This window comes from Rhizobium sp. BK491 (assembly GCF_014194925.1).
GTDB lineage: Bacteria > Pseudomonadota > Alphaproteobacteria > Rhizobiales > Rhizobiaceae > Rhizobium.
Map to the genome: position 1 here is coordinate 188,757 of NZ_JACIAR010000002.1, position 11,818 is coordinate 200,574.

Annotated in this window: 8 protein-coding genes; 3 read left to right on the forward strand and 5 right to left on the reverse strand. The window is 61.4% G+C overall.

The genetic code is table 11. The annotated features are described in order from the left end of the window. Positions 1–8: 8 nt before the first annotated feature. Together FHX05_RS08775 and FHX05_RS08780 are read right to left on the reverse strand one after the other, a co-directional pair. Positions 9–5,531 carry an alpha-2-macroglobulin family protein gene (locus FHX05_RS08775; protein ID WP_183871324.1) on the reverse strand — a complete coding sequence of 1,841 codons (5,523 nt, stop codon included), beginning with the start codon at positions 5,529–5,531 and terminating at the stop codon, positions 9–11. Positions 5,532–5,786: 255 nt separating this feature from the next. Beyond that, positions 5,787–6,782: an aldo/keto reductase gene (locus FHX05_RS08780; protein ID WP_112609229.1), complete on the reverse strand. Its 996-nt coding sequence runs from the start codon at positions 6,780–6,782 to the stop codon at positions 5,787–5,789. Between the two features lie 129 nt (positions 6,783–6,911). Here FHX05_RS08780 and FHX05_RS08785 point away from each other — a divergent pair, with 129 nt between their 5' ends. After that, the gene (locus FHX05_RS08785) at positions 6,912–7,805 is read left to right on the forward strand and encodes a LysR family transcriptional regulator (RefSeq protein ID WP_112609231.1); all 894 of its coding nucleotides are present in this window, start codon (positions 6,912–6,914) and stop codon (positions 7,803–7,805) included. Between the two features lie 54 nt (positions 7,806–7,859). Here the strand turns inward: FHX05_RS08785 and FHX05_RS08790 are convergent, their stop codons facing one another. Then, entirely contained in the window at positions 7,860–8,354 is a 495-nt protein-coding gene (locus FHX05_RS08790; protein ID WP_112336778.1) for a ferritin-like domain-containing protein, read from the reverse strand. A 165-nt stretch (positions 8,355–8,519) separates the two neighbouring features. Between FHX05_RS08790 and FHX05_RS08795 the strand changes: the two genes are divergently transcribed. After that, on the forward strand, positions 8,520–9,137 hold the full coding sequence (locus FHX05_RS08795; RefSeq protein ID WP_183871325.1) for a hypothetical protein: 618 nt from the start codon (positions 8,520–8,522) through the stop codon (positions 9,135–9,137). On the opposite strand, the gene FHX05_RS08800 is transcribed toward FHX05_RS08795, so the two are convergent. Beyond that, positions 9,127–9,570, reverse strand: coding sequence for a GNAT family N-acetyltransferase (locus tag FHX05_RS08800; RefSeq protein ID WP_112609235.1), 444 nt, complete (start codon positions 9,568–9,570; stop codon positions 9,127–9,129). The two genes, FHX05_RS08795 and FHX05_RS08800, sit on opposite strands and share 11 nt — an antisense overlap. Positions 9,571–9,583: 13 nt before the next feature. After that, positions 9,584–10,534, reverse strand: a complete 951-nt coding sequence (locus FHX05_RS08805; RefSeq protein ID WP_112609237.1) for an aldo/keto reductase — start codon at positions 10,532–10,534, stop codon at positions 9,584–9,586. 272 nt (positions 10,535–10,806) lie between these two features. On the opposite strand from FHX05_RS08805, the gene FHX05_RS08810 reads away from it, so the two are divergent. Then, the gene (locus FHX05_RS08810) at positions 10,807–11,793 is read left to right on the forward strand and encodes a Gfo/Idh/MocA family oxidoreductase (RefSeq protein WP_183871326.1); all 987 of its coding nucleotides are present in this window, start codon (positions 10,807–10,809) and stop codon (positions 11,791–11,793) included. Positions 11,794–11,818 lie beyond the last annotated feature (25 nt).

Below are 11,818 nucleotides of genomic sequence, written 5' to 3' on the forward strand. Positions count from 1 at the left end.
GCTGCTTCTTACTGCTGGGCGCCCAGCACCTCCATGCGACCCATCGCCGTGCGGGCCGAAAACTGGGGACGATACATGTCCTCGACGCTTGCGGCCGGATGATCGTAGACGCCGGGGGTCACGGCGCGCACGACATAGGCGAAGGTCATGTCGCGATCTGCCCCGGAATTCTGATCGAAGGCAGCGACGAAGCGATCGTTGCGGAATTCGACATGGGCTGGCTGAATGTCGCTGAGCCAGTCGAAGTTCGAAAGCTGGGCGCTGTTGACGATGCTCGGATTGTCAATCTCAAAGCCTGCCGGCAGGAGATCGGTCACGAGGATGCGCTGCGGCCAATCATTGTCCTCGGTCACGTGCAGCACGACCACGTAGCGTTCGTTCTGCTGTGCCTGGCTGACATTCGCCTCCTCGCCGTCGAGCGTGTAGTACTTGCGCTCGATCTTGAAGCCGTTGCCACCGGCCGGCAGCTGTGCAACCGGAGCCGCGACGGTGGTCACGGCAGCCGACAGCGGCTGGCGCGTCGTATTGGTGACGGTCAGCGGGTGGCCCATCAGGGCGTCGCCGCTCATCTGCGCCATGTAGGTGCCACTATGGGCAGCGCCGTTGACATCGAGCGTCAGGCCGTCATCGCCGTTCTGCAGGGCGCGGGCGGCAAGCAGCATCCAGGTCTGTTCCTGCGTGCTGGTATATTTCCGGCTCTGCCAATCCTTGGCGACGACGCTCGCGAGTTCCGGAATGATCGGCGGCACGGGGCGGCTTTCGGCGGCAAGCGCCAGTACGGCGGCACCATCGCGCAGCGACGAGCCGTAGTCCGAGCGGACGAAGCTGACCTTTGTCACCGCCGCCTTTTGCGACATCTGCAGCGAGTCCACGAAGATGTTGCGCGAGCGCTGAGCATCTCCGTAGAGCGCGAGAGCGGCGGCCAGATGCGCCTTCGATAGCGGCGTCGGGAAGTCGTTCAGCATGGTGTCCGCATAGTAGCGCAGATCGCTGATCGACGCCTTCTTGTTGCGCGCCAGCACATAGAGAGCATAGGCGATCTCGTTGCCGTTATCCTTGACGTTGGTGTTGGCGCTGAGCGCATTCTGGAGGTTTTCCAGACCCTGCACCATGGCCTGATCCGGCACGTTGTACTTCTGCTCGCGGGCGCGGGTCAGGAAGTCCATCACATAGGCGTCGAGCCAGAGATCGCCCGAGCCCGGGCTCCAGAGGCCGAAGCTGCCGGTCGAGGACTGGTAGGACAGTTCGCGATAGATCGAATCCTGCACGCGCTTCTGGATCTCGGCGTCATTGGCCAGGCCGTTCTTGATGGCCATGTCGCTGAAGTAGAGCAACGGCATGGCGCTGCTCGCCGTCTGTTCCGCGCAGCCATAGGGATAGTGGCTGAGGCTCATCAAAAGCGCCGGCACGTCAAAGGCGCTGGAACGGCTGACATTGACGCTGACCGAGGCGCCGGGCAGCACGCTGTCGGCGAGAAGGTCGGCATTGACGGTCAGGCTCTTGCCTGGCGCAAGCGCGATGACACGCCGTTCGGTGACCGGCAGCTGCGACGGGCGAACGGGGATATCGACCGATTGGTCGAGCGACATGCCTGATCCATTCGAGAGCTTGATCGCGATCGTGCCGTCGCCTGGCTGTCCGCCGGTCAGTGGCAGGGTGATGGCGTATTTGCCGCCGGCCTGCAGGTTGATCTTCTGCTGCGTGGCGCTTGCATCCACCGTCACGGCGCTGTTGCCTGTTACCGCGAGGGTGTATTCGCCGGCTGGTGCGTCCGTGTTGGCGACATCGAGACGCAGATTCGCCTTGTCTCCCGGTGCCAGGAATTTCGGCAGGCTGGCGGTGACGACGACGGGATCACGAATGATTACGTCCTGTGTCGCGTGACCGACGCCGGCCTTCGACCAGGCGACTGCCATCAGCCGTGCCGTGCCGTTGAACTGCGGAATATCAAAGCTGACATTCGCCTTGCCATTGGCATCGAGCTTGATCGGACCGGAGAAGAAGGCGATCAGTTTTTCCTTCGGCGGGCTCGCCTGCAGGGCTGCCTGTCCGCCGTCGCCGCCGGTACGCAGCTTGCCCGTCGCGCCGAGCGAACCATCGATAAGGCGACCGTAGATATCGCGGATTTCGAGCCCGAGCTGGCGCTGGCCATAATACCAGTCATCCGGTGCCGGCGGCTGGTAGCGTGTGAGATTGAGGATGCCGACATCGACGGCGGCGATCGTGACGTAGGCGTCCTCATTGGCGCCTGCACCCGCAACCTGCAGGGCGATGTTGAGCGGTTGGCGCGGCAGCGTCTTCTGCGGCGCATCGATCTTGATCTGCAGCTTGCGCTCGCCGGGATCGACGGGGGCCCATTTGATGCCGATGGCGCGCATCGGCATGCGGCTTTCCTGGGCGTCGCCGGGGCGGAAAAGAGTGGCCGTCAGATAGGTGCCGGCGCCCCAATCCGCCGTTACAGGAACGTCGACTTCGCCGCCTGTCGCGCCGATATCGGCATTGGTGACCGAGATCAGCGTTTCCGACCCGGCCGTCACCATCAACTGACCGGCATAGCGCGAGGTGACCTTCAGCTTGGCCGTGTCGCCGACATGGTAGCTTTCCTTGTCGAGTGCGATCTCCAGCGCATCCGGCGTTTCCGTCGAGGTGGAGGCGACATACCAGCCGGCATTGAACTCGACGCTCGATTCCGGGCCGTTCGCATCGGCGGTGGAGACTTCGAGGCGGTAGCGACCCCAGGTGACCGGCATGGAAATCGCCGCACCGTCCGTCGTGGCGTTGACCGTGCCGACCGCCACCTGCTTGGTGGACATGATAGGCTCGAACTTCCAGCTGCTGCCGTCGCGATACCATTGATAATTGCGCTCGACGCTCAGCAGCTTCCAGGTCAGGCCCTGCATGGCCTGCTTCTGGCCATTGGCATCGACAACGATGACATGGAAGTTGCCGACGGAATTTTCACCGAGATCGCCGTCGAATTCCGGCTTGATGCCGATGCGTGGGCCATCCGCCTTGACGGGCAGCGTCAGCGAGCGCTCGACAGCGCGACCGCCGGCTTCCTGCATGCGCACCGTAATATTGGCGTTCAGCAGCTGCGTGGTCGAAGGCGTGTCGTTGATCGTGACGTTGAAGGTCGTCTTACCGTTCTCGTCCAGCGCCTGCAGGTCTTCGAGCGGCACCTGCGTGCTCTCGGCCTTGCTATCGCCGCTGCTGCTGTCGTCATCGTCATTATTTGCGTTTGCCTTGCCGGCACCTTCGTCGGCGAGGCCGAACTGATAGCCCTTGAAGGCATCGCTCTGGCGCGTCGGCTTCAGCGTCACTTCGCCTTCGAGGTTGAGGCCGGCGGCCGGCGCACCATAGAGATAGCGTCCATCGACATTAACCGGAGTCGGCTGACCGACTTCGATCTCCTTGGCGTCACTCTTCATGTCGAATTCGATGCGATCCGGCACGAAGTCGTCGACGAGGAAGGTTTGCGAGCCGATGGAGGAGCCCTTCGGGTCGGTGTAGATGTTCATCGTCCAGGTGCCGCGCATCGAGGTCTGCTGCAGCGGCAGATCGACATTATAGCCGCCGAGCTTGCCGCCGTCGGTGACGATGCGGCGGTCCTCGACGCCGTCCGGCCGCAGGAAGACGAAGGTGAGCGGCAGGTTTTCGACCGCCGTCGAGCTGACGTCGCGGGCAAGGGCGGAAGCATGCACCGTCTCGCCGGCACGGTATATGCCGCGTTCCGTCCAGGTCAAAAGGTCGATCGCGCCCGGTGCGGTTCTACCGGCAACGCCGCGGTCGGAAAGATCGAAGCCGGCGCGGGTCATGTCGAGGAAGACATAATCCTGATCGCCGTTTTGGGCGGTGATGACGGCCGGCGTCATACCCGCCGTGCCGCGCATCAGGCCGGCGCTGAAGACGGCGCGGCCATTATCGTCGGTCTTGGCGGTACCAAGGATTTCATTGTTCTTGGCGAGTAGCTGCAGCTGGATGCCGGCCAGCGGCTTTGCGCTGCCGAGCGAGCGGGCAAAGACATTCAGCCCGTCGGTGCCGGCATAGGTGGTGAGGCCGATGTCGGAAACGACGAACCATTGTGTCGCCTGCGGGTCCCATTCATGGCCGCCGCTCTCAGGCGCAACCGCCGTCAGCACATAGACACCGGGCTTGCGCTTCGGCAGCGCCTCGTCCACAGGGAAGCTGGTTGCGACTTCCTTGTTGAGTTCCTGCTTGATCTCAATGGAGCCCTGCCAGACCAGTTCGCCATTGGTGTCCTGGATGGTCTGAGCGCTGTAGCTGTCCACCTGCGTCAGGAACTGCGAATTGTTCAGAAGCTGCGCGATATTGCGGTCGCCGATGCGGTAGAGCTTGAGATTGGCCGTGTTGGCGTTAACCGAAATGATCGGGATGCCGCGGCGCGCGGTCGAAGGCAGGACGAAATTGTCGCCCGTGAAGCGCAGCGAAGCCGTGCGATCCTTGACGTAGATATCGACATTGACCTGCGAGGCGAGGTTTTCATCCACCGAGGAGGGCAGGCCGGCGCGCAGCGAAATGCGGTAGTGCTGGCCGAATTCCAGCCCTTCGACGCAGATCTGGTTGTCCTTGGCGTCGACGCCCTTTGGTGCTGCCCCATTGAGGGTGACGAAGGGGGTATAGTCGACGCCGCTCTTCACCAGCTTTTCGGAGAACTGCACGCAGGCGCGGGGCGAGGCATTGTCGTTGTCGAGCGTGTTGCCGGTCACGCGGAAGCCCTGGCGGGCCAGAAGATCGTTATAGCCTGCCTGGACGGCGGCCGAGCTGACGAGATTGAGACTTGCCTTGTAAGCGCTGAGCGCGGGGCGATAGTTCTGCGCATTCTTCAGCGCCTCGGCAAGAACGGCGAGCGCATCGGCGCGGCTGCTCGTCGTGCGAGTCAGCTGGTAGCCGTTGAGCGCGGCATAGGCGGCGCGTGTGGCGACAGAGGTGTCGTTCGTGATCGTATTGGCGGCACGCGCCATCTCGACCCACAGGTCGCCATCGTCGGGGCTGAGCGAGAGCGCACCCTGGAAGGCGTTCAGCGCATCGTTGACATTGCCCGAGGTCAGTTCGATGCGGCCGAGCGCAATCAGGCTTTCGACGCCCTGGCCCTTCAGCTCATTGCCGAGCGTCAGCGTGTTCTTTGCATCACGCGCGCTCTGGACGAAATTGTCGGAAAGGAATGAAAGGGCAGGGGCCGCGCCGATATCCGGCTCGCTGGTGGCCGCCGTCTCGACGATCTTGCCGGCGATTGCGCCGGGAAAACTATTTAGCTGGTTGAAGTCCGACTTCATGAAGCACCACTTCACCTTCGGATTGTAGGTGAAGGCCTTGCAGGACTTGTCGCCGATGCAGGAGGCGGAGCACTGGTCCAGCGTCACATTCTGCTCCGTGCGCAGATCAAAGCCGAAGTAGTCGCCATCCTTCGTGGTGACCACCTGGCGCTTGACGTCAGCCGCCAGCGAAGGGGTCAGAGAGGCAAAAGTGGCAAGAAGAAAAGCAGAGAAGCCGATAAACGCGCGCCTAGACATAAGTCCTCCCCACGCTGCCCGTTTTTGATGGCGGCAATCTTCAAATTTCGGACCCGTTTGTCAACCGAGCGTCGAGCTTCTGAATGAGCTTCGCGTCCATGACGATCAACTTAGGAGTTTGAAAAAGCCCGCAATTCAGGCAATTTGCATGTTCGGCCAATCCCTTGAGGATGCTTCAATTTTCTTTACGGTCCCAAAATAACATCGGCCTTTATGGCCGATGTCGTCGCTTGGGCGGAAGAGGCGGCCCATTTGTCATATATTCGTCATCGCCAATGCGGCATCCGAATACCGCTTTCCAGTGACGGTCTCGGGCGTGATGATATCACCGAGTTCCTTCACCTCCTGTGCTGAAAGAACGATATCGGCAGCCGCGGCGTTCTGCTCGAGATGATGCAGCTTGCGGGCGCCGGGGATCGGCACGATGTCGTCACCCTGGTGCAGCACCCATGCGAGCGCCAGTTGTGCCGCGGTGACGCCCTTTTCCTCGGCGAGCGCCTGCAATCTGGCGACAAGCGCCGCGTTGGCATCGAAATTCTCGCTCTGGAAACGTGGAAGCGAACGGCGGAAATCGTCGGCGGCAAGATCGTCCGCCTTTTGGATGGCACCGGTCAGGAAGCCGCGGCCGAGCGGGCTATAGGGCACGAAGCCGATGCCGAGTTCGCGGCAGGTGGCAAGCACTTCTTCTTCCGGATCGCGGCTCCAAAGCGAATATTCGCTCTGCACGGCGGCGATCGGATGTACGGCATGGGCGCGGCGGATGGTGGCGGAGCCTGCTTCGGAAAGGCCGAGTGCACGCACCTTGCCCTCCCGCACCAGCTCGGCCATGGCGCCGACCGTATCTTCGATCGGCACATTCGGATCGACGCGATGCTGGTAGTAGAGGTCGATGACATCGGTGCCAAGTCGCTTGAGGGAGGCTTCGGCAACTTCCTTGACATGCTCGGGCCGGCTATCGACGCCGATCATGGCGGCGGGGCCCGATTTCGTGTGATCGAGCTTGAAACCGAATTTGGTGGCGATGACAACGCGGTCGCGCACAGGCTTCAGTGCCCGGCCGAGCAGCTCCTCGTTGGTAAATGGGCCATAGGTTTCGGCGGTGTCGAAAAAGGTAACGCCGAGATCGACAGCGCGATGGAGCGTCTTGACGGATTCGGCTTCGTCAGCGGCGCCATAGGCAAAGCTCATGCCCATGCAGCCAAGTCCAACGGCAGAAACGGTGAGATCCTTGCCAAGCCTGCGGGTTTTCATGGTGTGTTCCTCTTGAGACGTATGGGAGCGGCAGGGTTTGTGTCCTCTGCCTACGAGCCCAAGGTAGGGCTCTGGATAATGAATGAAAATCCATGCAAATTCTTACAGGCTGTTCTATAATTTAGATCAATGAACCGGACACAGCTCTCCCAACTCGCGGTTTTTGCCGCCGTCGCCGCCCATCGCAGCTTCCGCGCTGCCGGCAAGGAACTGTCGATCGCGCCGTCTGCGGTCAGCCATGCCGTGTCCAGCCTCGAGGAAAGCCTCGGCGTGCGGCTGCTTGCCCGTACCACGCGCAGCGTATTGCCGACCGAGGAAGGTCAGGCGCTGCTTCAAAGGCTGGCGCCGGCTCTGGAGGAAATCGATATTGCATTGGAGGATACGCTTGCGACCCGTGGCCGCCCGGCGGGGACGCTGCGCATCACTGCCCCGCGTTTTGCCTCCGATCTCCTGATGGCGCCACGGCTTGGCGACTTCCTTAATACCTACCCGGACATCACGCTGGAGATTGCCAACGAGGATGGTTTCAGCAACATCGTCAAGGAGGGCTATGATGCCGGCATCCGGCTGGCGGAGAGCATCGAAGGCGACATGATCGCGGTCAAGGTCTCGCCTGACATCCGCACCGTCATCGCCGGGTCGCCGGCCTATTTCGAGAAAAATCCGAAGCCTCTGCATCCCCGCGACCTCGTTCATCACCGCTGCATCAAGCGGCGGTTCACCGATGGCTCGATCTATCGCTGGGAATTCGAGAAGGATGGCCACGAGCTTGTCGTTGCCGTCGATGGCCCACTGATCGTCATCGAGGATAGGCTCGGGGTTCTGGCGGCTGTCAACGGTGCCGGCCTTGCTTATCTGTTCGATATCCGCGTGCAGCAGGAACTGGCCGAGGGCAAGCTCATCCGCGTGTTGGAGGATTGGTGCCCGCCCTATCCCGGCTTCTGCATCTATTATCCGAGCCGCCGCCAGATGCGCCCGGCGCTCAGGGCCTTCATCGACTTCTTCAAATATACGGGACCGTGAGGGGCGGCGGTGGGGACCGGTCCGCCGCCCCATCCTTGGGGCAGGCAAGCGATGTCAGGCTGCGGCCTTCTGGTTGGCTGCGGTCATTGCCAGCTTCGAGAGGTTCTTGTCGGCATTTCCCTCTTCCTGCAGCGTCTGGTCGAGCAGTTCGACGACTTTCTTCTGGCCGAGCGTGTTCGCCCAGGTGCGCAACGTTCCGTAGCGGGCGATCTCATAGTGCTCGACGGCCTGCGCCGCCGATATCAATCCGGCATCGAGAGCCGGCGTTCCCTTGAATTCCTCGATGATCTCCTCGCCTTCGGCAATGATCCCCTGGATGGCTTCGCAGGTCTTGCCCTGGGCGCGCTTGCCGATCAGGTCGAAGATCTGCTGCAGGCGTTCGACATGGCCTTCGGTTTCCTGCAGATGCTTTTCGAAGCCGGCCTTCAGATCCGGCGATTGTGCCTCGCGCGCCATCTTGGGCAATGCCCGCACGATCTGCCTTTCGGCATAGTAGATGTCTTTCAGCGTGTCGTAGAAAAGATCTTCCAGCGTTTTTTCCTTCGGCATTGTTTCTCTCCATATTCGGGAACCCGATTTTCAAGGGCTTGCCGCAGTCAGCGGCCCTTACGAAAGTCGGCGCGGGTCGAATTGTTCCCGTTGCTGACGGATTCGGGTGGCGATCCGGTTTAAAGTCGGCTGAAATGCAGCGATGGCGAGGAGGCTTTTCAAGCGATGAGAAAACCGGGATCGATGGAGGGGCTTGAGGATCTCGGCCGCGTCAGGCTATCGAAGAACTTCTTCTTTCGCGATTTCCTGCATTCGGAAATATCAGATTTCTATCGCATCCCCAATATTCCGGAGGATCCCGATCTGGCAATCGAGGCCGGACGCCATCTTTGCGGGGAATTGCTGGAGCCGCTGGAGGCGACCTTTGGCCGGCTACATATCCGCTCGGGCTATCGCTCGCCGGAGGTCAATGCCTTCGGCAACCGGAACGGGCTGAACTGCTCGACCAATCCCCATACCGCCGCGCACCACATCTGGGATATGCGCGATCTCGACGGCTGCATGGGGGCGGCCGTCTGCATCGTCGTGCCCTGGCTGATCGATCACCATAGCCACGAAGGCGATTGGCAGAAACTCGCCTGGTGGATCCACGATCATCTGCCCTACGCCTCGCTCTGCTTCTTCCCGAAGCTCTGGGCCTTCAACATCCAGTGGCACGAGCGGCCCAAGCGAACCATCCAGAGCTATGTCAGCCCACGTGGCATGCTGACCAAGCCAGGCATGGCCAACTGGGAGGGCGACCATTCCGCCCATTATGAGGGCTTTCCCAAACTTAGAAGCTGATGCGATAGCGAATATGCCCGTCGCTCTTAACGTAGCTGTCATAGAGCTTGCGGGCGGTCGCATTTCCTTCTTCTGTGTGCCAGTAAAGCCGTGCCCAGCCGTTTTTCTTGCACAGCGCGACGAGATCGTCGAGCAGCGCCCGGCCGACGCCGTGGCCCCTGGCACTTTCATCGACGAACAGGTCTTCCAGATAGCAATCGGGTGCGCGCACCCATGTGCCTTCATGCGTGAGGCTGAGGGTAAAGCCCTTTACCTCGCCATCGACTTCGGCCACGCGCATGAAGATCGCCGACGCCGGATCGAAGACCCGGCGCCACGTCGCATCGGTGATGTCGGGCGCGACGGTGACGCCGTAGAAGGCCAGATAGCCGTTCCATAGCGCGCGCCAGCGCGCTTCATCGTCGGGTCTGGCGTCTCGGATCGTCACGGTCATTGGCTTGTCTCTCTTATTCGCCGGCTGCGTCGAGCAGGCGCATGGCGTCATCGGAAAGCGAAAGCTTCGCCGAATTGATGAGCGCGTCTAGCTGGCTGAGGCTGGTCGCACTGGCGATCGGGGCGGTAACGCCACGCTTGCGCAAGAGCCAGGCAAGCGCGATCTCGGCGGGCTTCGCGCCGGTTTCGGCCGTGACCTTGTCGAGCGCTGCGAGAATCCGCAGGCCCTTGTCGTCGAGATAGGCGGCAACCCGGTTCTCGCGTGCCCGTCCCTCCGTATCCGCCTTGGTGCGGTACTTGCCGGTCAGGAAGCCGGCCGCGAGGCTGAAATAGGTGATGACGCCGATGTCTTCCCTGACGCAAAGATCCGCCAGCGGCCCCTCGAAGCTGTCGCGGGCGTAGAGGTTATATTCGGGCTGGAGCACGTCGTAGCGCGGCAGGCCGGCCTTGGCGGCAGCATCGAGCGAAGCCTGGAGCTGCGTCGCGTCGAGGTTCGAGCAGCCGACATGGCGGATCTTGCCCTGTTCCTTCAGCTTGGCATAGGCGGCAAGCGATTCCTCATGCGGCGTCTCGGGATCCGGCCAGTGCGAGAGATAAAGGTCGATGTGATCGGTCTGCAGCCGCTTCAGCGAGGCTTCCGCCGCCTCGATGATGTAGTCGGCCTTGAGGCCCTTCTTGCCCGGCCCCATCTCCGATCCGACCTTGGTGATGATGATGGCCTTGTCGCGCGAAACGCGGCTCTGCTTCAACCACTTGCCGATAATCTCTTCGGAATCGCCGCCCTTATTGCCGGGAACCCAGCGGGAATAGACATCGGCCGTGTCGATCGTGTTGAAGCCGGCATCGAAGAAGGCGTCGAGCAGTGCGTAGGAGGTTTTCTCATCGGCCGTCCAGCCGAAGACATTTCCGCCGAAAACAATGGGGGCGACAAACAGATCGGTTCGTCCAAGCTTGCGCATGTCCATGATATCACTCCAAATCACTTGAGGGGCAGCTCGGCGAGCAGGCGCCGGCGCGAAGGGACAGCGCAGGCTAACGACCTTTGCCGACAAAGACCACTAACGATTTCTTTATTTATGGGCGAAAGACACTTAGCCGAACAGCGTTGCGCCCGTTGCGACCGCCGCTTAAGGTCAGCGCCGCTGCTGCGGCGTCGAGTCGCCAGCTCTGATTTTCGATTTTACCGGTTCCTGTGGCGCGGCCAGCGTCTGGAATGCGATGCTTAAGGAGAGAGATCATGCTGCGTTTCGGAATTCTGTCGACGGCCAAGATCGGTCGCGATCTGGTGGTGCCGGCCATCCAGGATGCGGAAAACTGCGTCGTGACTGCCATTGCCAGCCGCGATCTCGCCCGTGCTCGGCAGATGGCAGACCGCTTCTCCGTGCCGCATGCTTTTGGCTCCTATGAGGAGATGCTCGCCTCCGATGCGATCGACGCCGTCTATATCCCGTTGCCGACTTCTCAGCACGTCGAATGGACGATCAAGGCTGCCGATGCCGGCAAGCACGTGCTCTGCGAAAAGCCGATCGCCCTCAAGGCGGATGAAATCGACAGCTTGATCGCCGCGCGCGACCGCAACAAGGTGCTGGTGACGGAAGCCTATATGGTTACCTATGCGCCGGTCTGGCGGAAGGTTCGCTCGCTGCTCGCCGATGGTGCCATTGGCCGCCTGCGCCACATCCAGGGCGCCTTCACCTATTTCAACCGCGACGCCGGCAACATGCGCAATATCCCTGCGCTCGGCGGCGGCGGCCTGCCTGACATCGGTGTCTATCCGACGATCAGCACCCGTTTCGTCACCGGTCGCGAACCCCTGCGCATTCAGGCCGTCACTGAGCGCGACCCGGAATTCGGCACCGACATTTATTCCAGCGTCAAGGCTGATTTCGGTGACTTCGAACTGAGCTTCTACATCTCAACGCAGATGGCCAACCGCCAGGTCATGGTCTTCCATGGCACCGAGGGTTTCATCGAGGTGAAGTCGCCCTTCAATGCCGATCGCTATGGTGCTGAAGAGCTGGAGTTGACCAATCGCGGCCATTCGGAATCGCAGGTTTTCCGTTTCCCCGACAGCCGCCAATACAGGCGCGAGGCTGAAGCTTTCGCCTCCGCCGCGCTTGGTCAAGGCGCCGAGGTCGTGTCGCTGGAAAGTTCGAAGCTCAACCAGAAGGTCATCGACGCCATCTACCGCGCCAGCGAGAAGGACGGCTGGGAACCGGTCTGAGGGTTTCCTTATTTTCTGACGTAAT

What these genes read in the sequence shown, in the direction of transcription:
- FHX05_RS08775 (WP_183871324.1), bottom strand. Translation starts at nt 5,531, where the DNA reads ATGTCTAGGCGCGCGTTTATCGGCTTCTCTGCTTTTCTTCTTGCCACT.
- FHX05_RS08780 (WP_112609229.1), bottom strand. Translation starts at nt 6,782, where the DNA reads ATGAAAACCCGCAGGCTTGGCAAGGATCTCACCGTTTCTGCCGTTGGA.
- FHX05_RS08785 (WP_112609231.1), top strand. Translation starts at nt 6,912, where the DNA reads ATGAACCGGACACAGCTCTCCCAACTCGCGGTTTTTGCCGCCGTCGCC.
- FHX05_RS08790 (WP_112336778.1), bottom strand. Translation starts at nt 8,354, where the DNA reads ATGCCGAAGGAAAAAACGCTGGAAGATCTTTTCTACGACACGCTGAAA.
- FHX05_RS08795 (WP_183871325.1), top strand. Translation starts at nt 8,520, where the DNA reads ATGAGAAAACCGGGATCGATGGAGGGGCTTGAGGATCTCGGCCGCGTC.
- FHX05_RS08800 (WP_112609235.1), bottom strand. Translation starts at nt 9,570, where the DNA reads ATGACCGTGACGATCCGAGACGCCAGACCCGACGATGAAGCGCGCTGG.
- FHX05_RS08805 (WP_112609237.1), bottom strand. Translation starts at nt 10,534, where the DNA reads ATGGACATGCGCAAGCTTGGACGAACCGATCTGTTTGTCGCCCCCATT.
- FHX05_RS08810 (WP_183871326.1), top strand. Translation starts at nt 10,807, where the DNA reads ATGCTGCGTTTCGGAATTCTGTCGACGGCCAAGATCGGTCGCGATCTG.